Source organism: Glycomyces xiaoerkulensis, assembly GCF_002798405.1.
GTDB lineage: Bacteria > Actinomycetota > Actinomycetes > Mycobacteriales > Micromonosporaceae > Glycomyces > Glycomyces xiaoerkulensis.
Window position 1 is genome coordinate 246,491 of record NZ_PGGV01000016.1, and the last position, 20,921, is coordinate 267,411.

18 protein-coding genes and 1 tRNA gene are annotated in these 20,921 nt (G+C 70.4%); 7 read left to right on the forward strand and 12 right to left on the reverse strand.

All coding sequences use genetic code 11. The features are described 5' to 3' along the window. Positions 1-15: 15 nt before the first annotated feature. The gene (locus CUT39_RS06830; RefSeq protein ID WP_114149488.1) at positions 16-3,207 is read right to left on the reverse strand and encodes a transglycosylase domain-containing protein; all 3,192 of its coding nucleotides are present in this window, start codon (positions 3,205-3,207) and stop codon (positions 16-18) included. Between the two features lie 530 nt (positions 3,208-3,737). On the opposite strand from CUT39_RS06830, the gene CUT39_RS06835 reads away from it, so the two are divergent. The 4 genes from CUT39_RS06835 to CUT39_RS06850 all read left to right on the forward strand — a co-directional run bounded on the left by CUT39_RS06835 (position 3,738) and on the right by CUT39_RS06850 (position 7,766). Further along, the gene (locus CUT39_RS06835; RefSeq protein WP_100445211.1) at positions 3,738-4,397 is read left to right on the forward strand and encodes a PadR family transcriptional regulator; all 660 of its coding nucleotides are present in this window, start codon (positions 3,738-3,740) and stop codon (positions 4,395-4,397) included. Further along, positions 4,390-5,460 (forward strand): inositol-3-phosphate synthase, encoded by a 1,071-nt coding sequence (locus CUT39_RS06840; RefSeq protein WP_100445212.1) that lies wholly within the window; start codon positions 4,390-4,392, stop codon positions 5,458-5,460. The genes CUT39_RS06835 and CUT39_RS06840 overlap by 8 nt, the downstream gene beginning before the upstream one ends. Positions 5,461-5,547: 87 nt before the next feature. Beyond that, complete coding sequence (locus CUT39_RS06845; protein ID WP_100445213.1) at positions 5,548-6,897, forward strand: MFS transporter; 1,350 nt, start codon at positions 5,548-5,550, stop codon at positions 6,895-6,897. Beyond that, positions 6,852-7,766 carry a peptidylprolyl isomerase gene (locus tag CUT39_RS06850; RefSeq protein WP_157930522.1) on the forward strand — a complete coding sequence of 305 codons (915 nt, stop codon included), beginning with the start codon at positions 6,852-6,854 and terminating at the stop codon, positions 7,764-7,766. Before CUT39_RS06845 ends, CUT39_RS06850 begins: the two co-directional genes overlap by 46 nt. On the opposite strand, the gene CUT39_RS06855 is transcribed toward CUT39_RS06850, so the two are convergent. From CUT39_RS06855 to CUT39_RS06870, 4 genes are all read right to left on the reverse strand, one after another. After that, on the reverse strand, positions 7,763-8,479 hold the full coding sequence (locus CUT39_RS06855) for a lysophospholipid acyltransferase family protein (RefSeq protein ID WP_232805641.1): 717 nt from the start codon (positions 8,477-8,479) through the stop codon (positions 7,763-7,765). The two genes, CUT39_RS06850 and CUT39_RS06855, sit on opposite strands and share 4 nt — an antisense overlap. An 86-nt stretch (positions 8,480-8,565) precedes the next feature. After that, positions 8,566-9,192 (reverse strand): bacterial proteasome activator family protein, encoded by a 627-nt coding sequence (locus CUT39_RS06860; RefSeq protein ID WP_100445215.1) that lies wholly within the window; start codon positions 9,190-9,192, stop codon positions 8,566-8,568. A gap of 161 nt (positions 9,193-9,353) precedes the next feature. Continuing rightward, positions 9,354-9,436, reverse strand: a tRNA-Leu gene (locus CUT39_RS06865). A 129-nt stretch (positions 9,437-9,565) separates the two neighbouring features. Then, complete coding sequence (locus CUT39_RS06870) at positions 9,566-10,543, reverse strand: asparaginase (protein WP_100445216.1); 978 nt, start codon at positions 10,541-10,543, stop codon at positions 9,566-9,568. 144 nt (positions 10,544-10,687) lie between these two features. Between CUT39_RS06870 and CUT39_RS06875 the strand changes: the two genes are divergently transcribed. Next, positions 10,688-11,155, forward strand: a complete 468-nt coding sequence (locus CUT39_RS06875; RefSeq protein ID WP_100445217.1) for a YfbM family protein — start codon at positions 10,688-10,690, stop codon at positions 11,153-11,155. A gap of 10 nt (positions 11,156-11,165) precedes the next feature. Here the strand turns inward: CUT39_RS06875 and ygfZ are convergent, their stop codons facing one another. Beyond that, positions 11,166-12,224: a CAF17-like 4Fe-4S cluster assembly/insertion protein YgfZ gene (gene ygfZ / locus CUT39_RS06880; RefSeq protein WP_100445218.1), complete on the reverse strand. Its 1,059-nt coding sequence runs from the start codon at positions 12,222-12,224 to the stop codon at positions 11,166-11,168. Next, positions 12,221-12,661: a Fur family transcriptional regulator gene (locus CUT39_RS06885; RefSeq protein WP_100445219.1), complete on the reverse strand. Its 441-nt coding sequence runs from the start codon at positions 12,659-12,661 to the stop codon at positions 12,221-12,223. The genes ygfZ and CUT39_RS06885 overlap by 4 nt, the downstream gene beginning before the upstream one ends. A gap of 38 nt (positions 12,662-12,699) precedes the next feature. On the opposite strand from CUT39_RS06885, the gene CUT39_RS06890 reads away from it, so the two are divergent. Continuing rightward, positions 12,700-13,554, forward strand: coding sequence for an aminotransferase class IV (locus CUT39_RS06890; RefSeq protein ID WP_100445220.1), 855 nt, complete (start codon positions 12,700-12,702; stop codon positions 13,552-13,554). Between the two features lie 304 nt (positions 13,555-13,858). Here the strand turns inward: CUT39_RS06890 and CUT39_RS06895 are convergent, their stop codons facing one another. The 3 genes from CUT39_RS06895 to CUT39_RS06905 all read right to left on the reverse strand — a co-directional run bounded on the left by CUT39_RS06895 (position 13,859) and on the right by CUT39_RS06905 (position 17,568). Further along, positions 13,859-15,229 carry an FAD-binding oxidoreductase gene (locus CUT39_RS06895; RefSeq protein ID WP_408611115.1) on the reverse strand — a complete coding sequence of 457 codons (1,371 nt, stop codon included), beginning with the start codon at positions 15,227-15,229 and terminating at the stop codon, positions 13,859-13,861. A 37-nt stretch (positions 15,230-15,266) separates the two neighbouring features. Further along, positions 15,267-16,232 carry a serine hydrolase gene (locus CUT39_RS06900; RefSeq protein ID WP_100445222.1) on the reverse strand — a complete coding sequence of 322 codons (966 nt, stop codon included), beginning with the start codon at positions 16,230-16,232 and terminating at the stop codon, positions 15,267-15,269. 367 nt (positions 16,233-16,599) lie between these two features. Further along, the gene (locus CUT39_RS06905; protein ID WP_157930523.1) at positions 16,600-17,568 is read right to left on the reverse strand and encodes a hypothetical protein; all 969 of its coding nucleotides are present in this window, start codon (positions 17,566-17,568) and stop codon (positions 16,600-16,602) included. Positions 17,569-17,790: 222 nt separating this feature from the next. Here CUT39_RS06905 and CUT39_RS06910 point away from each other — a divergent pair, with 222 nt between their 5' ends. Further along, on the forward strand, positions 17,791-19,710 hold the full coding sequence (locus tag CUT39_RS06910) for a hypothetical protein (protein ID WP_100445224.1): 1,920 nt from the start codon (positions 17,791-17,793) through the stop codon (positions 19,708-19,710). Here CUT39_RS06910 and CUT39_RS06915 read toward each other — a convergent pair. Together CUT39_RS06915 and CUT39_RS06920 are read right to left on the reverse strand one after the other, a co-directional pair. Then, positions 19,707-20,321: a hypothetical protein gene (locus CUT39_RS06915; protein ID WP_100445225.1), complete on the reverse strand. Its 615-nt coding sequence runs from the start codon at positions 20,319-20,321 to the stop codon at positions 19,707-19,709. The genes CUT39_RS06910 and CUT39_RS06915 overlap by 4 nt on opposite strands. A 78-nt stretch (positions 20,322-20,399) precedes the next feature. Beyond that, positions 20,400-20,762 carry a hypothetical protein gene (locus CUT39_RS06920; RefSeq protein ID WP_100445226.1) on the reverse strand — a complete coding sequence of 121 codons (363 nt, stop codon included), beginning with the start codon at positions 20,760-20,762 and terminating at the stop codon, positions 20,400-20,402. Positions 20,763-20,921 lie beyond the last annotated feature (159 nt).

Sequence of the window (20,921 nt, forward strand, 5' to 3'; positions counted from 1 at the left end):
GGCCGGTGCGGGCGGCTAGTTGTCCTGCTGTCCGGGCGGATCCAGGGAATCGTCGGACGATGTTTCGTCATCGGTCGGCTCTTCTTCGCCGCCGTCGCCGCCACCGCCGTCGCCGCTGCTTTCGTCGTCGGTCGGCTCCTCGGTGCAGGGATCGAACCAGCCGCCGCAGTCCTCGTCGCCTTCGTCGCCGTCGCCGTCACCGGGATCGGTGGGGTCGGTCGTGTCGTCGCCGCCCTCGCCCTCGTCGTCGCAGTCCTGGTTGTTGCCGTTCCCGTTGCCGCGGCATTCGGCATCCTCGTCCTCTTCCTCGTCGGCGCCGCACTTGGGGTCGTCCTCGTTCTCCTGGCAGTACTTGCTCTCCGGGTCGATCGAGCCGTCCTCGTTCTCGATGTCCGAGGTGGTGGCCGTGCCCTTCTTGACCGGGCCCTCCCATTCGATGGTCTCCCAGCCCTCGGCGTCCTGCTTCTGCTCGAGGAGCCGGGTCATGGCGTCGTACCAGACCGGGTAGGCGGTGTTGGAGCCGTAGACGTGTCTGTAGTCGCCGTTCGGGTCGGAGATCGGGTCGGACTCGGAGGTGATGTTGCCGACCCAGGCGGCGATCGAAAGCTGGGGGATCGCGCCGACGTACCAGGCGTGGGCGTTGTAGCTGGACGGGTAGTCGTTGCCGTCCTTGTCCTTGCCGGTGGCCTCCCAGGTTCCGGTCTTGCCGAAGTAGGGGCGGCTGAAGGGCTCGGCCTGGGTCTCGCCGGAGATCTCCGAGCCGACCCACTGGAGGTCGCGGGCGGTCTCGACCGCGATGGCCTGCTCGGAGTGGAGGTCGCGCTTCGGATCCACGATTTCGCCGTCGCGGTCGCGGACCTCCTTGACGAAGTGGGTCTCGTTGTACACGCCGTCGTTGGCGATGGTGGCGTACATCGAGGCCATGTCGCGGACGCTGGTCGGGTACTGCCCGAACGCCAGGTGGTGGTAGAACGGGTCGGTCCCGCCCTTGTTGCCGATGGTGCAGCGGTCGGGTTCGCCGTCCTCGTCGACCACGAGCCGGCCTTCGTCGTCGGGGACCGGGTTGCAGTCGTCGTCGACCCGGATCGGGGCCTCCTTGTCGACGTTGCCGAGCTCGTCGACGACGTAGTCGCCGGCTTCGTCTACGGTGGCGGCGTGCATCGTGTAGGTGCCGTCGTCGTGGAGCCGGTAGGTGATGCTGACGTCGTTGGGTTCGCCGTCGGCGTCGAAGACCTGGACGGTCTGGCTCATCTGCTCCAGCCCCATCTTGTCGGCGTTGTCGAGGATGGTGCTGGCGTCGTACTTCTCGCTGATCGCGTACATTGGGGTGTTCTTCGACCTGCGCACGGCATCGGTGAGGGTGATGTCGAGCCGGCCCGCCGACTGGTTGCCGTTGCGCAGGGTGCAGTCGGGGTACTCGCCGCCGCCGATGCAGCTCTGGCTCGCGTCGTCGGTGAGCGAGTCGAACTGCCGCGGGGACTCGGCGTTCCACCACGATTCGATCGAGTCGTCGTTCTGGATGGCGGTGGCGGCGGTGATCATCTTGAACGTCGACGAGGGCGGGTGCGGTGACTCGGGCCCGGCCTTGTCGATGCCGAAGCCGTCGTCGCCGCCGTAGTAGCCGGCGACGCCGCCGGTGTCGGAGTCGATCGCGACCATCGCGTTGGTCATCGACGGGTCGTAGTCGTAGAGGGTGGCGTCCTCGTTGTCGTTCTCGAACTGCCAGTAGCCGTCGTCGGTCTCGATCTTCGCGGCGTCGTTCGGCGATTCGACGACCTCGCCGTCTTCGTCGACGTAGTCGCCGTCGTCGTTCGTCTCGAGCATGATCTCGCCGCGCGAGCCGGTCTGCTCCAGGGACTCCTGGATCTCCTCGTCGATGGTCAGGACGACCGAGTAGCCGCCTTCCTGGCCCTCGCCGCCGTACAACTGCTCCTTGGCGATGCCGTAGCGGTCGTGGAGCTCGTCGAAGATGTAGCCGTCCTGCTCGTTGACGATGAACCCCAGCGGCGTGTCGCCGCCCCAGGAGCCGCGGACCTCGAAGTCCTCGATGGGAGTGGGGAACTCGAACTCCTCGCGCTCGGACCGGCTGAGGTAGCCGGTCTCGACCATGGAGTCCATGGTGTGGTTCCAGCGGGCCTCGGCGGCCGCGCCCTCGTCGTCGGCGATGAACGGGTCGTAGGCGCCGTTGGGCGATTTCACCTGCATGACGATGAACGCCGCCTCGGCGTGGTCGAGCTCGTCCAGCGGCTCGTCGAAGTAGACCTGGGCGGCGGCCTCGACGCCGGTGGCGCCGCGGCCGAAGTAGGCAAGGTTGAGATAGAACATCAGGATCTCGTCCTTGCTGTACTCCTGCTCCAGCTTCATCGCCATGACCGCTTCGCGGGCCTTGCGGCCGTATGAGATGTCGTCGCGGATCTCGGCGACCATGCCCGCGTACTGCTGGGTGATGGTCGAGGCGCCCTGGGTGTCGCCGCCGGTGACGTTGTTGACCAGCGCGCGCATCGTGCCCTGGTAGTCGACGCCGCCGTGGTCGTAGAACTTGCGGTCTTCGAGGCTCACCAGCGCCTGGGCGACGGTGTCGGGGATCTCGTCGGGGGAGTCGACAAGTTTGCGCAGGGTCTCGCCGTAGCCGCCGGCCTCGCTCGAGCCGTCGGCGTAGTAGAAGGTGCTGGACTCGCCGGCGCGGCGCACGTCCTGCGGCAGCGGCACCTCCTGGAAGAACCAGGCGCCGACGACGGTGATCGCGGCGACGAACACGACGGCGACGGCGATGAGGCCTGCGTAGATCTTCCGGCGGCGGCGCTTCTTCTTCAGCTTCTTGCGCTCGGCGAGGTCGTCCTCGCTCAGCGGGCCGGCTCCGGCGCGCCGCCTGCCGGCGGCCCGGCCGTGGCCGGGTCCGGCGGGGCTGACCGGTTGCGGCTCGGGTTCGCCGAGGTCGATGGGGCGGGGGGATCCGACAGGGGCGCTGCCGGCGGCACCGCCCACGGAGGCCGAGCCGACCGAGGCGCGCCCGCCGCCGACCGACGCCGACCCTGAAGCCCGCCCGACCGAGGCGCTGCCGGAGGCCGGGCGGCCGTAGGCCCCGGGCCTGGCGGCGCCGGAGTGGGAGCCGTGGCGGGGCGGCTGCGGTTGCTGCGGTCCCCAGCCGTAGTCGGCGCCTCCCTGAGGCTGGTTCGGGGCGGCGCCCGGCGAGGCGGAGCCGCGCACCGACGCGCTCCCGCGGGAACCTCCCCGAGGGGCGGCGTCGCCGAAGGGTCGTCCGTCCTCTGGGGGTGGAGTCGGACGATAACCGTAGTCGCTCATGCTCAACCATCCACGTGATTTGCCAGGTTATGGCCGCACGCCAGCGTCACGGCGCTCGCGAGCCGCCAAACGGCTTCGCCTTGGTCCCGCGCCCAGCGTGGGGGTGCCCGGTCGCGGCGGCATTTTGTCGATCGGCGGTCGCCTTCGTTCGACGACCCGGTGTCCCGCAGTCTCGCACACGCCAGCCAGGAGAAACCCACCAGATCGGTTGATCCTGCCGAGCTTAGCGGATGAGAGCCGGCCTGAACAGGGTCTCGAGCCCGCCCTTGACGTGATTTGACCCCGTCGCTAAAGTATTCCTAGATGTATCGGCTCGATACATCGAACCGTCAGATCGATCCGCGATGCCGCCGCGAACACGCGGCATCGTACGGCCGACGAGCAGTCGGGCCCGACGGACGGCCCGCGGCTCACCCGTGGAAGGAGGGACGCCGATGCTCGAGCTCGCCATCCTGGGGCTCCTGCACGAATCCCCCATGCACGGATACGAACTGCGGAAACGCCTGCTGTCCCTGTTGGGGGCCATCAGGGCCGCCTTCAGCTACGGCTCCCTTTACCCCACCCTCAAACGCATGCGTCAGCGCGGACTCATCGTCGAAGAGGTCCCAGGAGAGGGCACCGCAGAGAAACCGCTGCTCACCGGTCGCCGCGCCCGCAAGGTCTACCGACTGACCCCGGAGGGCAAGGAACACTTCGCCCAGCTCATGGCCGAAGCCGGCCCTGAGACCGCGGACGAGGCCCTCTTCGGGGTGCACTTCGCGTTCTTCTCCCGGACCGACCCGGCCACGCGCCTCCGCATCCTGGAGGCCCGCCGACGCAGGGTCGAAGAGCGCCGCGAGCGGATCCGCGAGGCCCTTGCCCGCACCGCCGAGCGACTCGACGCCTACGGGCTCGAACTGCAGCGGCACGGGCTCGAGACCGCCGAGCGGGAAGTGCGGTGGCTCAACGAGCTCATCGCCTCGGAGCAGGAGGGCTATGCCACGGGGCGAAGCGAATTCGGCGACCGGCTGGCCGGCCGGCAGCGGCCCGTCCAGGCCGCCGCAGAGGATGAAGAACCAGGTAAACAAGACAAAGGAGGCATGCGCGATGGGTAAGCTACGCGTGGCCATTGTCGGCGTGGGCAACTGCGCCTCGTCGCTCGTGCAAGGCGTCGAATACTACCGCGACGCCGCGGTCGAGGACCGGATCCCCGGCCTGATGCATGTGCAGTTCGGCGACTACCACGTGCGCGACGTCGAGTTCGCCGCGGCGTTCGACGTCGACGCCAAGAAGGTGGGACAGGACCTCTCCAGCGCGATCAACGCCTCGGAGAACAACACCATCCAGTTCGCCGAAGTCCCGCCGACCGGCGTGAGCGTCCAGCGCGGACCCACCCTGGACGGCCTGGGCCAGTACTACGAGGAGATGGTGACCGAGTCCTCCGAGTCGCCGGTCGACGTCGCGGCCGCCCTGCGCGAAGCCCAAGCCGACGTGCTCGTCTGCTACCTGCCGGTCGGGAGCGAGGAAGCCGCCAAGTTCTACGCCCAGGCCGCGATCGACGCCGGCTGCGCGTTCGTCAACGCCCTGCCGGTCTTCATCGCCTCCGACCCCGAGTGGGCCCGGAAATTCTCCGACGCCGGGCTCCCCATCGTCGGCGACGACATCAAGTCCCAGGTCGGGGCCACGATCGTCCACCGCGTGCTGGCCAAGCTGTTCGAGGACCGCGGGGTGCGGCTGGACCGCACCTACCAGCTCAACTTCGGCGGCAACATGGACTTCATGAACATGCTGGAGCGCAACCGCCTGGTCTCGAAGAAGGTCTCCAAGACCCAGTCGGTGACCTCCCAGATCCCGCACGAGATGCAGGGCGCCGACGTCCACATCGGTCCATCGGACCACGTGCCGTGGCTGTCCGACCGCAAGTGGGCCTACATCCGCCTGGAGGGCACCACCTTCGGCGACGTACCGCTCAACGCGGAGGTCAAGTTGGAGGTGTGGGACTCGCCGAACTCGGCCGGGGTCATCATCGACGCCGTCCGCGCGGCGAAGATCGCCAGGGACCGCGGGATCGGCGGCCCGGTGCCGAGCGCCTCGAGCTACTTCATGAAGTCCCCGCCGGAGCAGTTCTCCGACGAGGACGCCCGCGTCGCCGTCAACGACTTCATCGAAGGCCGGTGACGGCGGCCCGACCGCTGCGAAACGGGAGGCCCCGAGGGCGCGAACAACGGGGCCTCCCTCACCACCCTGTGGAGTTATCCTCGGACAATGCGCACCGACGGACACGTCCGGACCCTCGCTGCGAACCGCCGCTTCCGCAAACTGCTGGCCGTGCGGCTGACCTCGCAGGCGGGCGACGGCATGTTCCAGGCGTCCCTGGCGCTCAGCGTCTTCTTCAACCCCGCCCTCGGTGACAGCACCGACCCGTTCGCCTACGCTGCCGCCGTCGCGCTCCTGCTCGGACCGTACTCGCTGCTGGGACCCTACGTCGGCGTCGTGCTCGACCGCTTCAGCCGCCGCCGCCTCATCGGCGGCGCCAACGTGCTCCGGGCCGCGCTGGTCGTCGTCGTGGCCCTGACCCTCCCCACCGGTCTGGACTGGACCTGGGTGCTGTGCGCGATGGTGGTGCTGGCGGCCAACCGCTTCGTCCTGGCCGGCCTGGGCGCCTCCCACCCGCACGTGGTCGACCCGCCCGAACTGGTCACCGCGAACTCGCTGGCCTCCACGCTCGGCGCGCTCGCCTACGGGCTCGGCCTGGCCACCACCGGCGTGGCGCGGCTGGTCGACTCCGGCATCTCCTACTCGATGCTGGCGCTGGCCGCGGGCGTCGGCTACCTGGTCTCGGCGACGCTGGTCTCGGCCGCGTTCGCCCGCTCCGAACTCGGGCCGGACGCCGAAGACACCGAGCGGACCGGCCTGTGGCGGGGCGTCGCGGCGACCACGGTCGGCATGCTCCAGGGCTTCAGGCACCTCTCCCGCCGCCGCGGCCCGGCGCTGATCATGGCCCTCCAGGGCACCCACCGGTTCCTGTACGGCATCGTGTTCATCATCGCGATCGCGCTGTTCATGGGCTTCTTCTGGAACGTCGAGTCCGACCCGAGCCGGGCCACCACCATCAGTTGGCTGCTGGTACTGGCCATCATGGGCAACCTCGGGGTGCTCGCCGCCGCCGTGGTCACGCCGCGGGCGACACGCGTATGGGGGCCCAAGAACTGGGCCGTGATGCTCATGGCCCTGTGCGCGGTGGTCGTGGCGGCCCTCGCCGGCACCATGAAACCGGTGATGTTCGCGGTCGCCGTGCTGCTGGTCAACATCGCCTCGCAGGGCATCAAGATCACCGTCGACACCAGCATCCAGCGCGGCGTCGAGGACCGATACCGGGGCCGGGTCTTCAGCGTCAACGACACCATCTACAACGTCGGCTACCTCGCGGGCCTGTTCGCCGCCGCCGTGGTCGTGCCGCCCGACGGCTATGCGCCCGGGGCGCTCGTGGGTGTGGCGGTCTCTTACGGCCTGATATGCGTCGCATATGCGTACCTTGCGCGAGACGACGCACCGTACGATGCACAAGCATGGAGTCCAGCGGCAGCGGAGCCGAGACCGAGTACGAGCCAGTAGCCGCCAACCCCTACGGCGGCACGCCCCCTTGGCAGCGCCGAGGAGGATGGAAACGCGGTCTGGCCGGGCTCGGCGCCCTCGCGCTCACCGCCGGATCGGTCGCCGGGGTCGCCTGGCTGGCCTTCCGCGACGACGGCGACGACGCCCCGGCCGCAGGAGAGGTCATCCACGAGCGGTGCGGTGTGGTCGAGGCCGGCGACGCCGAGCCGACGGTCGAGCCGCCGCGCCTCGACGAGCCCGCCGACCGCACGATCGTCACCATCGAGACCAGCCACGGCGACATCGACGTCATGCTGTGGGGCGACGTGGCCCCCTGCGGTGTCGCCGCCTTCCTGCACCTGGCCGAGGCCGGATACTACGACGTCCACGAATGCGACCGGCTCACCACCCGGCAGGAGAACCCGTACGCGATCCTGCGATGCGGCAGCCCCGCATACGACCCCGAATCGGACGGCACCTTCGGGCCCGGATGGCGACACCGCACCGAGGTCGGCATGGCCGGAGTCGACGTGGCGGACGTGCTAGCCCTGGTCACCGACGACAAGGGCGACGCCGGCAGCGCCTTCACGCTGATCCGCGGCCAAGCGGTCCCCACCGAAGGCGTGAGCGTCATCGGTGGCGTCGTCGACGGCTTCGAAGTGCTCGACGAGCTCGCGGCCGTCCCCGGATCGACCGTCTACGACGGCGAACCGCCCCAGCCGGTCACCGTCTTCGGGATCACCATCGCCGAGGAATCCGACCTGCCGGCCGGCAACGACGGACCGCCCCCGGACGGCGAGCCGACCCCCGGCGGCGCGGGCGCCGACACCGAGACGACCCCCGGGACCGACGACCCGACCACGCCGCCCAACGGCGCCGAACCGTCTTAATCGGACTCGGGTTCGTCCTTGCCCGGCCGCTCGCGCTTGGCGTACTTGTCGACGTACTCCTGACCGGTGAGCTGCCGGATGGCGTCCATGATCTCGTCGGTCACCGCCCGGATGATCACCCGGTCGTTCTCCATACCCGCATAGCGGCTGAAATCCAGCGGCCTGCCGATCCGCACGCCCACCGGTGCCACGCGCGGGCGCGACTCCCCGATCGGCAGCACCCGCTCGGTCCCGATCATCCCCACCGGGACCACCGGCGCACCCGAGGCCAGCGCCAACCGCGCCACGCCCGGCTTGCCGCGGTAGAGCCGCCCGTCGGGCGAGCGCGTGCCTTCGGGGAAGATCGCGAACACCCGGTCCTCCTCGAGCACCTTCAGCGACGGCTCCAGCGAGGCGGCGCTCCGGCGTCCACCGGAGCGGTCCACGGCCACCTGGCCGAGCGCCTTGACGGTCCTGGAGATGATCCGGCCCTTGACGCCCGCCCCGGTGAAGTACTCCATCTTCGCCATCGTGGCGATGTGGCGCTTGGTGGTGAGACCCAGGAAGTAGTGGTCGGCGACCGAAAGGTGGTTCGACGCCATGATGACGGGGCCGGTCTCGGGGATGTTCTGCTTGCCGTCGATCCAGGGCCGCCAGATGAGTTTGATCGTCGGGGCGGCCGTCCATTGCAGCGTCTTGTACAGCACCGTGTTCAGCTCTCCAGTGGTTCTCACCCCGGCGGTGGGAAGGGTTGGTCGATATCCCGGGCACGCGGGCCTCGCCGAGAAAAGGCAGGCCGAGTCTATGGCATCGGCCGTGACTACAGGTATTGACCTGGATGGTGATCGTGATCGTCGCCGCGTGCGGCGCGCTCGGCCATGATCGCCCTCAACTGAGGCGGAAGATCGTTGCCGCCCGAAGGCAGGGCCCGCATGTCGCCCTGCCGCATCTGGTCGAGCTGGAGACGGGCCGCCATCTGCTGTGCCACCAGCGCGGCCTGGATGCCGTGGAACAGGCCCTCGAGCCAGCCGACCAACTGCGCCTGGGCGATGCGCAGCTCGGCCTCGGTGGGCGTCACGTCCTCGGTGAACGGCAGTGAGAGCCTTTCGAGCTCGTCGCGCAGCTCCGGAGCCAGGCCGGACTCGAGCTCGGAGATGGAGCGGGCGTGGATGTCGCGCAGGCGCTGGCGGCCGCGGTCGTCGAGCTCGGCGGCGCGGACCTCCTCGAGCAACTGCTTGATCATGGAGCCGACGCGCATCACCTTGGCGGGTTCGGCGACGAGCTTGGACGGGTCGGTCTCGGTCCCCTCCTGCCCGGCGGCCTCGAGCTGCCGTGCGGCCTCGTCGGCCGAGATCGGATTGCCCTCGGCGTCGACGATGAGCAACTCGTCGTCCGACTCGTGCTCGCTTCGCTCGTCGCGCTCCGGCTCGGTGTTCTCTTCGCTCATCGTCTGACGCGTCCCCAAAGTCGTCTCGGCGTGTACTGCTCCCTCTCCCCCGAGCCTAACGCGGAAGCGAACGGCATTGGTCCCTCCGGGAGGTGCGAACGCCCAGGGGAGGGCACGAACATACAAAAAGCCCGGTGGTCGAACCACCGGGCTTTGGGCGGTGCGCGAGGTGGGAGTTGAACCCACACGTCCTTTCGGACACTGGCACCTGAAGCCAGCGCGTCTGCCATTCCGCCACTCGCGCCCGCGAGCGGCGGACCTGAGAACCCAGGCGCCACTCGCGTTGAGTACGTCGGCGATGCCGACGCGACGATACTACCCTGTCCCGTCCGCAGGTGGCGAGCGGGTATTGCCCGGGTTGAGCGCTGCGCCACTACAGCAGGGTGCGCAGCCTCCCGACCGGCTGGCCGCCGCCGTAGACCTCCGGCCACGTCAGCGCCTCGACCACCGGCCCGGCCGCCTCCGGGTATTCGAATCCGGCCATCGTCGTCAGCGCCCGGAGCGCCACCGGCAACGAGGCGCGTCCGGCCCCGTCGTCGATCTTCACCGCCACGGCGCCGACCCCCGGCACCGCCACCGCATGCAGCCCCTCGGCGCCGCCCTTGGCCAGCAGGCCGGGCACCGCCGCCATCGAGCGGTGGTCGCCCCCTTCGGTGCCGTCGATGAGCATCGGGTTCGCACGCATGGCGTCGACCACGGTGCGCTCGGGCGTACCGGCCTCGGCCGCGACCAGGTGGGCGTACGCCCGGGCCAGGCCGGCCAGGGTTTCGGCCAGCACCGGCGCGCCGCAGCCGTCGACGCCGATCGCGGTCACCGACTCGCCGCACAGTTCCTCCACGGTCGCGGTGATCCGGTCCTGCAGCGGATGGTCGGGTTCGCGGTAGGTGTCGAGGTCCCAGTCGCACGCGGCGCACGCGGCGAGCATCGCCGAATGCTTGCCCGAGCAGTTCATGTAGACCCGCCGCGCTCCGGCGCCGACAGCGACCACCGCGCGCCGGGCGGCGGGGTCGCCCGGCAGGTCGGGCGGGCATTGGAGCCGCTCCTCGCCGAGACCGGCGTGGGAGAGCACCGATTCGACCCGGGCGACGTGGAACGGTTCGCCGCGGTGGCTGGCCGCGGCGATCGCCAGGTCGGGGTCGCTGTCGGGTTTCCAGCCGGCGCGGAGCACGCCCACCGCCTGGAGCGGCTTGTTGGCCGAGCGCGCGAACACGGGGGCGTGGGCATCGCCGATCGAGCCGACCAGTCGGCCGGCCGCGTCGGTGACGGCGACGCTGCCCCGGTGGATGCTCTCGGTGAAGCCGGAGCGGACGATTTCTGCGACGGGTTCGCCGCCGCGATAGGAAGCTGCCATACCGCGGAGACTAGCCTCGCGCGCGTTCGCTCGCCGCCCGATCGCGGACGATGAGACGCGTCCGGCTTCGCGGCGGGACCGTCGGACCTCGCCGATACGGTCGTCCGCGCCGGATTCGGAACCCGACGAACAGGAGCATCCGCCGTGGGACAGGTCATCTCGTTCATCAAGGTCACCCCCGAGGAGCTCGACCGCGCCGAGGCCGATCCAGAGTTCGCCGAGCGCCTGCTGGAGGACGAGAACCGCGCCGAGGCCGATCCCGACGGTTATCTCGACAAGGCGTGGGCCGGGATCGAATACCTGTTGGACGGGGCCGGCTTCGGCCTCGAGTTCCTCATGGACGGGGGCCTCATCGATGAGGAGGGCACGATGTTCTCGTGGCCGCCGGAGTCGGTGCGGGAACTGTCCGAGCGGTTCGGGAAGCTGCCGTTCGAGCGGCTGTCCGCCCACTTCGACCCCGAAGCGATGACGTCCGCCGAGGTCTACCCCGGCGTCTGGGGCGACGACGGGGACGACCTGGCCTATCTGGAGTCCTACTACGCCGGTCTGGTGGCGTTCTTCGAGGACGCGGCCGCCTCGGAGTCGGCCGCGGTCATGAGCTTCACGTTCTGAGTCTCGTCGGTCACTGGGTCGCGATCTGGTCGCCGACGGTCAGGCGCGCCTCGGGGTCGCCCGCGACGGTGCGTTTGAGCATCGCCAGGGCGATCTGGCCGTCCTCGTAGTGCTGCACGGCCGTGCCTACGAAGCCGACCTCCTTGCCCTCCAGCGTCACCGGGGTGCGCGGGGCGGGCGGGTGCTCGTCGGTGCCGTCGAGGTGCAGCCGCACCAGCCGCCGCGGCGGCTGGCCCATGTGGTGGACCTTCGCGACCGTTTCCTGTCCGCGGTAGCAGCCCTTGTCGAGGTGGATGGCGCCGGTCAGCCAGGCCGGGACCTCGTGCGGGACGGTGCGCTCGTCGGTGTCGGTCCCGAACCGCGGCAGGCCGGCCTGGACGCGCAGGGCGTCGAAGGCCCACGAGCCGGCGTGGACGGTGTCGGGGCCGGTGAAGTTCTCGGCGACGTCCTCGCGGCGGATCATCACGTCGTAGGTGCCTTCGCGGAGGGCGTCGGTGCGGCGGGTCCAGCCGGCGGTGTGGTCGAGCGCGGCTCCGGCGTAGACGGCGGTGGGTACCGCCTGGAGGTCCTTGGAGGCGAACTTGGCGACCGGCACCGGCTGGCGGGCCGGCTCGGGCGCCTCGGTGGATTCGGAGTAGGTGTAGGTGAGCAGGGCCCACTCCGAGCTGACTTCGCGGATGTCGACCTCGGTGCGGAACTTCATCAGCTCCAGGAACTTCAGCAGCGGCTCGCCGGCGCCCGGCTCGGTGTCGAGCCAGGCGGTCTCGCCGTCGTCGTAGACGGCGGCGTGGTGCTCGACGCGGCCGTTGGGCGACAGGAACAGCGTCTCGGTGCCCTGGTGGGGCTCGAGGCTGGTCAGGTGCTGGGTCGACAGCGAGTGCAGCCATTCGAGGCGCACCTCGCCGCCGACGGTGATGATCTCGCGGTCGGAGCGGTCGAAGATCGCCCCGGCCCCGGCGGCCTTGCGCTGCTCGACCAGCGGGCTGCCGTAGTGGCGGGCGATGCGCCCGGCGTCGTCGGCGACCGCACCGGGCACCTCCAGCAGCGGGGACGGGGCTGTCTCGGTCATTGACGATTCTCCAAGCATTCGGCGCAGGTTCCGAACACCGCGACATGGCCGACGTCGAGGACGAAACCGGTCCGGTCGGCCACCTCCTTGCGCGCGTCCGCGAACACCGCTGGTTCGACTTCGATGATCCGCCCGCAACGGTGGCACACCAGGTGGGCGTGCCCCCGGTCGCCGGGCGGGTGGTAGGTGGGGGCGCCGTGGGAGAGGTGGGTGTGCGAGACCAGTTGGAGCTCCTCGAGCAGGTCGAGGGTGCGGTAGACGGTGGTGATGTTCACCCCGTCGACGTGGTCCCTGACGCGTTCGTGGATCTGCTCTGGCGTCGCGTGCCCGAGCTCGTGCACCGCATCGAGCACGAGCTGCCGCTGCGCGGTCATGCGCATGCCTTTGGAGCGCAGCACCGCCGCCAGTTCGGTATCTGACTCGGCTTCGGTGGGCATGGGTGAATCGTACTTCGCGCCGGGAGGAGAATGACTCCATGGCAATGGTTACTGCAGTACTGCACCGAGGAGTCGTCGACTCCGACGAGCCGATCCTGTGCGCCGACGATCTGGGCGTGCTCCGCGGCGACGGGGTGTTCGAGACGATCAACGTCCGGGACGGGCGGGCGTTCCTGCTCGACCGGCACCTGGCGCGCATGGTGAATTCGGCGCGCCGGATGGAGTTCGAGCTGCCGCCGGCCGAGGAGCTGGCGGCCTTGGCCGAGCGGGCGCTGGAGGCGTGGCGCGAGCGCTCGGCCGGAGAGGGCGCGCTGCGCCTGGTCGCTACCCGCGGGCGGGAGCACGGCGGCCCGCCGACGGTGTTCGCGACGATCGATCCGGTGCCGCGGGAGCGGACCCTGCCGCGGCGGGACGGACTGAGGGTGGTCACGGCTTCGCTGGGGGTGGACGCCGACGCGCGGGGCAGAGCCCCGTGGCTTCTAGGCGGGGTCAAGGCGCTGTCGTACGCGACGCAGATGGCGGTCGGCCGCTGGGCCAAGTCGCAGGGTGCCGACGATGCGCTGTGGGTCTCGGCCGACGGCTACGCGCTGGAGGGGCCGACCTCCTCGCTGCTGTGGCTGGAGGGCGACACGCTGTGCACCACGGATCTGTCCAGCGGCGTCCTGCCGGGGACGACGAGCGCGTTCCTGCTGGACAACGCGCCGAAGGCGGGGCTGCGGACTGCGGAGCGACTGATCACGGCGGCCGAGCTCAAGCGGGTCGAGGCGGCGTGGCTGAGCTCGTCGGTCCGTGGTGTGGCGTTTATCACAACAATCGATGGGGCGGCTCTTGATCAACGCCCGGACATCACGGCTGAGCTGCACAAACTCGCCGGATTCGAGGTGCCTTCGTAACGGTTCGGCATCGATTCCCAGGGTTTTCTCAGCCTCGCCACAGGCCGTACTCAGAGACGGTCCTCATAGTAAAAATCGTTCCGGTCACGCCGACAAGCCGAACAGATGGACATGGGCAGTCTTCTGGGAGGCACGGAACAATCCGGGGGCACATAACCGGTCAGGGCAATCGGGCACAGCCCGACCGGTGCCAATGAAAAGTGGAGCTCCTCCACTTTATCGGGGCCGCAGTGAATGGGCAAGCACTGCGGCCCCATTATCATGTAACGGAATCGCTACGGATCGGTATAGGGCCTTCGGCTCGTCAGCCGGCCAGAATCTTTCCCGGGTTCAGGATCCCCAGCGGATCGAATGCGGCCTTGATGCGGCGCTGCGCCGCCAGGTTCACCGGGTCGACTTCCCTCTCGAGCCATTCGCGCTTGAGCGTCCCGACCCCGTGCTCGCCGGTGACGGTGCCGCCCAGCCCCAGGGCCAGCTCCAGGATCTCGTCGAAGGCGGCCCGGCCCGCCGCCACCGAGTCCCCGTCGTCCGCGTCGACCACGATATTGGGATGGAGATTCCCGTCACCGGCGTGTGCGATCACCCCGATGACGACGCCGTGCCGCTCCGAGGCGGCCTGGATCCCATCGAGGGCCTCGGCCAACCGCGAGCGCGGCACCGCCACGTCGTCGACCAGGACCGTCCCGAGCCGCTCCATCGCGTGGAGGGCCTGGCGCCGGGACTCCAGCAGTGCGTCGGCCTCGGCGGCGTCGGTCGCCCGGAAGACCTCGGCGGCCCCGGCGCCGCCGCAGAGCCGCTCGATCTCGGCCAGTTCGAGGTTCGGGTCGGCGTCGGCGGCCACCAGCAGCAGGGCGGCCGCGTCGGTCGGCAGCCCCATCGGGCGCAGGTCCTCCAGGGCCCGCAGGTGGACGTTGTCGATCAGCTCCAGCAGGCTCGGCTGGGCTCCGGCGGCCATGATCGCGGTGACCGCGCGGCCGGCGGCGGCGGTGGTGTCGAAGACGGCGGCCAGGGTCAGCCGGTCGGGCGGGATCGGGGAGAGCTTGACGGTGGCCTCGGTGATGACCCCGAGCGTGCCCTCGGAGCCGCAGAACAGGTGCACCAGGTCGTAGCCGGCGACGCCCTTGGCGGTGCGCCGCCCGCACCGCATGATCTCGCCGGAGGCCAGCACCACCTCCAGGCCGAGGACGTATTCGGCGGTGACGCCGTACTTGACGCAGCAGATGCCGCCGGCGGCGGTGGCGATGTTGCCGCCGATCGTGGAGATCCGCCAGGAGCTCGGGTCGGGGGCGTAGCGCAGGCCGTGCTCGGCGGCGGCGGCCGAGATCTCGGCGTTGTGGACGCCCGGCTGGCACACCGCGATCCGGTTGACCGGGTCGATCGACAGGATCGAGTCCATGGGTGAGAGGTCGAGCAGGATCGCCCCGTCGACGGCGGTGGCCGAACCGGCCAGGCCGGTGCGCGCGCCCTGGGGGACCACGGGCACGGCCCGCTCGGCGGCGACGCGCAGGACCGCGGCGACCTCTTCGGTGGAGCGGGCGCGGATCAGTGCGGCGGCGCGGCCGGGCTCGACGAGGCGGGCGTGGTCGACCGAGTGCGCGGCGATGACGTCGGCGTCGGTGACCGGGGTGAGCCCGGTGTCGGACAGCGCGGAGAAAAGCTCGCTCATAGCGAGCATCCTATATCCTATAGGATATAGGGCCCAGGGTTCGCGGTCAGGCGTACGGGTCGGTGTCGATGACCTCTCGCGCGATCCGGGCGAGGTCCTCGGTCAGGGCGATCCCGGCCTCCTCGGAGGCCGAGCCTCCGGTGAGGACGGCGATGCTGACCGGCTCCTCCGATTCGCCCTCGATGATGCCGACCGAGTTGACGAGCCATTCGCCGCCCAGGTCCGTGCGGGTGTCCCAGCCGTTCTTCATCCACACCGTCTCGCCCGCTTCGGCCGCGGCGCTGACGCCCCAGTCCTGGAAGTCGGCCAGGTCGCCCATGAGGCCGCGCGCCAGCTCCGCCTGCGCCTCGCTGAGCACGCCTTCGTAGAGCGCGAAGTCGAGGATCAGAAGCTGGTCGGCGGCGGTGGTCTGGGTCAGGCCCCAGCGCTCGGTCGTGTGCGGCTCGGTGCCGGGCAGACCCAGCAGCTCGTGCGCCTCCCGCATCGTGGCGTGCCCGTCGAGGATGCCGAACAGGATGCTGTTGGTGGCCTCGTTGTCGGACTCCTTGATCATCCGCTCCGCCTCGCCGATGACCCAGTCCGGGATCGCCTCCACCGTCTCGTAGTGCCGCAGCAGCATGATCAGGATCTCGACCTTGACGATCGAGGCGGTGTCGTGCTGCTCGTCCCCGTTGTAGCCGAGCTCGAACTCGCCGTCGCCGACCGCGACCGACACGTACAGGTTCTGGTCCTCGATCTCGGACAGGTAGTCCTCGACGGCCTCGTCGAGCGCCGCCTGCAACTGGTCCTGCGCGGCCGCGTGCTGCTCGCCCGGGTCCGGGCGCAGCGAGGAGTCGGCGAGCTCGGACTCGCCGACCTGCGATCCCGGGAGCTCTTCCTTCGCGGCGCCGGCGACGCCCGCGTCCTCGGAGGAGAAGTCGCCCACATAGATGACCGCGGCGACGAGGACGGCGAGCGCCGGGACGGCTAGGAAGGGCCAAAGCCGCCGCGAGGATTTCGGCTTGGTGGTCACTGTGGGGTACCTGACTTTTGACTGGGGAGGACTGATGACACCGGACTCCGGACCACGCTAAAGCAGGAGGTCTTTCGGCGACAAGCCGGGTCTGTGCCAATTTACGACCGCGAGGGTGATGACGCGAAGGGCCCCGGCGGTAACACTTGAATAACGCTACACGCGCCGGCGTACGAAACGCCCGCCGCAGCGGGCCGGATCAACGCCCGCTGCGGCGGCCGAGGGGGACCGTGAGGCACTGACCAGGGCTCTCGGTGTGGGACCTGGGGAGGAAATGACCACCGCGACAGCCCGGGATCAGTGCCTCACGGAGACACCGCCGCGCGGCGCCGGGGCCCCGGCGCCGCCGGGATCGCCGACCGGGAGGTCATGCCGCCGCCCGCTGCTTGAGAATGGTGCGCATCGCCGCGGCGGCGACGCCCACCAGGCAGACGATCGCCACCAGCGCGAGCAGCCCGCTCGCGCCGTCCGAGACCGCCTCGGCGTCGACCGCGGCCACCTCGTCGCTCGCCGGGGTGAAACCGCCGTCGACGCCCGCCTCGTCGCCTTCGGAGGGGGCGAACGCGTCCACCTCGGACTCGTCCTGCTCGGTCTGCTCTTCCCGCTCGTCTTCGCCGTCCTCGCCGTCCTCGGCCTCGCGCCCGGTCTGGTCGCTCTGATCGCCGCGGAGGTCGGGACCCTCGCCCCGCCGGTCGGACTGTTCGGCGTCCGCCTCGGAGCCCGAAGGCCCGTCCGAGCCGGAATCGGCGCCCGGGTCGGGCAGTTGACCGGTCGAGTCGCCGTCGCCCTCGGGCCGGTCGGACTCGTCCTCGTCCGCCGGGGCCGCCACGACGTTCACCTGCGCGGAGTCGTACTCGGCGAACAGGCCGGGGCAGTCGGGGACCATCGCGACCTCGACCGACCGGTTCATGACGAACTGCTCGGTCGAGTCCGCGCCGACCTCGTAGACACTGTCGCCTACGTGGAGCTCGGCGCCGACGCCGAGGTCGTTGCGGTAGCTCACCCGCGAGCCCTCGGTGACGGTGATCTCCTCGGAGTCGGGCTGCGAGCTGGGGCCGACCAGGCTGAGCGTGCCGCAGCCGCCGCTGAATGCGATCTCCCCGCTCGAGGAGGCCTCGGGTTCATCGGCGGTCGCCATGCTCACGCCGGCCGCGCCGCCGACGGCGAGCATCGAGGCGGCCGACAGCGCCGCCAGGCGCGACCGGCGGCGCCGGGACCGGCGTTCCATCGCCGACCGCGACGAAGGGCCGATGCGCCCGTCGCCCACCGGATAGGGCAGCGGCGGACGCGCCTCAGCTCGCGACGACTCCCCCGGCTTCGTGGTGTGTCTTCCCATGCCTGCGTCTCTCCAACTGCGTATCCGGATGCGTACGGCTCCGCGGCGATCGCGGGATTCAGGTCTCAACACCGTTCAACGAGCGAGCCGGGCGGAGGTGACGGGCGGCACCGGGACTCATTGCCCGATCCGGCGCGGCGCCGACGCTTCCGAGCCGCACGTGCCGACCGACCGTAGGATGAGCCGAGACACCACTATCCGAGACGGCGAGAATCCTCCCTCATGGCGATCACCGACAAAGCACCCGAAGCCGAGGAGCCCGAGCCCGGGGCCGACGGGTCCCCGGCCGACTCCGCGCCCGAGACCGCGGACCGGACCGACCCCGAGGCCGACGCCGCGCGCTGGCAGCGGTTCGCGGCCGCCGGCGACACCCTCGCCGACGAGACCGGCCCGGGCCGCCCCGGGTGGCTTCGCCGCCTCGCCCGCCTCGCCCGCCGCGCCGCCACCTCCGAACGGACCGCCGCCGCGTTCGTCGGCGCCCTCCTCGCCACCGCCATGACCTGGCCGCTCGCCCGCGACATCCACAAGGTCGTCCCCCACGACACCGGCGACCCGCTGCTGCTGACCTACACCCTCGGATGGCTCGGCCATTCCCTGCGCGAGGACCCGGCCGGCCTCTGGACCAGCAACAGCTTCTGGCCCTCCGCCGACTCCTACCTGTTCACCGACACCCTCCTCGGCTACGCCCCCGCGGCGCTGCTGGCCACCGACACCACCAGTGCCCTGGTCGTCTATAACGTCCTCTACATGGGATCGTTCGCGCTGGCGTTCCTCGGCGCCTACGCTCTGCTGCGACAGCTCGGCGCCCGCGTCGCCGGATCCGCCGTCGGCGCCGCCGCCTTCGCCTACGCGCCCTGGAAACTCGGCCAGGCCGGGCACCTCCAGGTCCTCTCCTGCGGCGGCATCGCACTGGCGCTGGCGATGCTCGCCCGCGGCCACGGCTGGTCGCTGCGCGACGGGTTCAGGCCCGAACGCCGGCGCCCCGGGTGGATCGTCGCCGGATGGCTGACCGCGCTGTGGCAGTTCAGCATCGGCGCCGGACTCGGCGTCCCGTTCGTATACCTGCTGCTCGTGATCGGCGTGGTCGTGGGCATGTTCTGGCTGACCAAGCGGCCCCGGCTGCGCTGGCAGACGCTCACCGCCGACGGCGCCGGCGGCGTCGTCTTCAGCCTCGGGGTGCTGTGGCTCGCCGACAAGCACGCCGTGGTCGCCCGCGCCCACCCGGAGGCGATCCGGGACCTGGACTACATCTCCTGGTTCAGTCCCACCTGGCAGAGCTTCATCATCGGCCCGCCCGAGTCGCGGCTGTGGGGCGAGGCCCACGCCGCGGCCCGCGAGGACATGACCTGGCCGCCGGAGCAGGCGATGCTGGTCGGCTTCACCCTGCTCTCGCTCGCGCTGGCCGGACTGATGTGGTCGTCGTGGCGCCGCCGGCAGCGGGCCTGGCTGGCACTGGGCCTCGGCGTCGCGTTCGCGCTGGCTATGGGCCCGAACTTCCTCGACGACGGCGCCTGGACGTGGGTGCTGCTCTACGACTACGTGCCCGGGTTCGACGCGATCCGGACGCCCGGGCGGCTGGTCATCTACATGACGCTGCTGCTGGCGGTCCTCGCCGCCGGGATCCTGACCCGCATCGCCGACGACGCCGACGCGATCGCCCACAGCCAGCGGGTCGACCGGCGGCTGGTGGTCAAGGCGCCGAAGCGCGCGCACGCGCTGCTGTTCCTGCCGCTGATGCTGGTCCTGCTGGAGGGCCTGACGGTCGCCGACGACCACGAGCCGGAACCGGCCCCGGTGGCGATGTCGGAGTTGGACGGGCCGGTGCTGTTCCTGCCGTCGGACGGCCGCGACACGCAGGTCCAGTATTGGAGCATCGACGGCTTCCCCGAGATGGCCAACGGCGTCTCCGCCTTCACTCCGGACGAGCAGGCCGGCATCAGGGAGCTGTCGACGACCTTCCCGGACCCGGGCGCGATCGAAGCGCTCCGGGAGGCCGGCATCGAGACGGTGGTGGTGATCCCGGACTGGCTGCCTGGTAGTGACTGGGACCGCCTGGATCTCGAGACCGATCCGCCCGGCGTGGAGGTCGAGCGCTCCGACGACGCGGTGATCTACCGCCTGGGCGAGACCGAGATGCTCTAGTCGAGCGAGCCGCAGACGAGCCAGGCCCCGTCCTCTTCGGTGACGACGAGCGGGTCGGTCGTTTCGACCTCGTCGGCGACGTTCAAGGCCATGACGACGTGGATGTCGTCGCCCTCGTAATACGAGTCGTGGACGCGGATGTCGTCCAGGAAGGCCATTTCGGGGTTGTCCTGGAGCTCGGCGGCGGCCTGGTCGATGTCGTCGGCTTCGACCTCGCTGCAGGCGAACTCCGCGACGTCCGCGTCGCTCCAGCCGACCATGTACTCCATGAAGCTTGTCGCCGCGGCCTCGGCCGCCGCGAACGGGTCCTCCGCCTCGCCGGAGTCGTCCGCCGCGGGATCGGTGGAGGAACGGGGCGGGGAGCTCGAACCGCCGGCGGCCTCTGCCGTGGTCTCCGGATCGGTCGGTCCGGGGCCGCCGGACAGCGATTGCGCGATCCACAGGATCGCGCCCAGGACCAGGCCGAGCCCGATGACGACTCCACCGCCGATCAGCCAGAGTCCCGGCCCGCGTCCTTGCGGGGCTCCGGCTTCGGGCAGCACCGACCCGATCGTGAAGGCGTCGGGGCGACGGCCTTCGGAGTCGCCGGGCCGGTAGGGGGACGGAGCCATGCCTACAGGGTAGGGACCGGTCGCAAGTGAGCGTTCGCGTATGGACGGTGATGGTGGACGTCCGGTGCGCGCCGCGGCCTACAGGCCGACCGCGGTGACGAAGGCGAGCGAGCCGATCGCGTCGAGCTGCGGCGGGGAGTGCAGCGGGGAGGCGATCACGTCGAACGTCCGGTGGCTCCCGCCCTGCTCCAGGCGCATCAGGCCGTGCTCCAGGGCGTCGGTCTGCAGCGCCTGGATCGGCGCCAGCCGCGCCAGCTCGGCCTCGCCCAGCGGATTCGCGTCCGCGGTGAAGTCCAGAAAGCTCAATCCGGCGTTGAGGAATCGGGGGCGGGCCGTCTCCACGTCTACCGGCAGTCGCAGCATCTCCTTGGCCGCCTCGGCGACCGCCACGATGCGCGTGTCGGCCGCGAGCAGCAGGCAGGGATCGGTGCTCGCGCACACCGCGGCACGCCACGGAACCAGCCCGGGATGAAGCCGCCTGCCATCGGTGCCGGGTGCCGGGGCGCGAAGGGGGATGACCAATTCCAGTTGTGTCATGGATATCCCGGGGGTTGTCGTCACGCTGGGTCTATCCACGATAACAGGGAAAAGTTGATCTTC

Excerpts from the sequence above, each read along its gene's own strand:
- CUT39_RS06840 (WP_100445212.1), top strand. The coding sequence starts at position 4,390 with ATGGGTAAGCTACGCGTGGCCATTGTCGGCGTGGGCAACTGCGCCTCG.
- CUT39_RS06895 (WP_408611115.1), bottom strand. The coding sequence starts at position 15,229 with ATGCTCGCTATGAGCGAGCTTTTCTCCGCGCTGTCCGACACCGGGCTC.
- CUT39_RS06890 (WP_100445220.1), top strand. The coding sequence starts at position 12,700 with ATGGCAATGGTTACTGCAGTACTGCACCGAGGAGTCGTCGACTCCGAC.
- CUT39_RS06850 (WP_157930522.1), top strand. The coding sequence starts at position 6,852 with ATGGAGTCCAGCGGCAGCGGAGCCGAGACCGAGTACGAGCCAGTAGCC.
- CUT39_RS06905 (WP_157930523.1), bottom strand. The coding sequence starts at position 17,568 with ATGGGAAGACACACCACGAAGCCGGGGGAGTCGTCGCGAGCTGAGGCG.
- CUT39_RS06835 (WP_100445211.1), top strand. The coding sequence starts at position 3,738 with ATGCTCGAGCTCGCCATCCTGGGGCTCCTGCACGAATCCCCCATGCAC.
- CUT39_RS06870 (WP_100445216.1), bottom strand. The coding sequence starts at position 10,543 with ATGGCAGCTTCCTATCGCGGCGGCGAACCCGTCGCAGAAATCGTCCGC.
- CUT39_RS06885 (WP_100445219.1), bottom strand. The coding sequence starts at position 12,661 with ATGCCCACCGAAGCCGAGTCAGATACCGAACTGGCGGCGGTGCTGCGC.
- CUT39_RS06915 (WP_100445225.1), bottom strand. The coding sequence starts at position 20,321 with ATGGCTCCGTCCCCCTACCGGCCCGGCGACTCCGAAGGCCGTCGCCCC.
- CUT39_RS06860 (WP_100445215.1), bottom strand. The coding sequence starts at position 9,192 with ATGAGCGAAGAGAACACCGAGCCGGAGCGCGACGAGCGAAGCGAGCAC.
- ygfZ (WP_100445218.1), bottom strand. The coding sequence starts at position 12,224 with ATGACCGAGACAGCCCCGTCCCCGCTGCTGGAGGTGCCCGGTGCGGTC.
- CUT39_RS06910 (WP_100445224.1), top strand. The coding sequence starts at position 17,791 with ATGGCGATCACCGACAAAGCACCCGAAGCCGAGGAGCCCGAGCCCGGG.
- CUT39_RS06845 (WP_100445213.1), top strand. The coding sequence starts at position 5,548 with ATGCGCACCGACGGACACGTCCGGACCCTCGCTGCGAACCGCCGCTTC.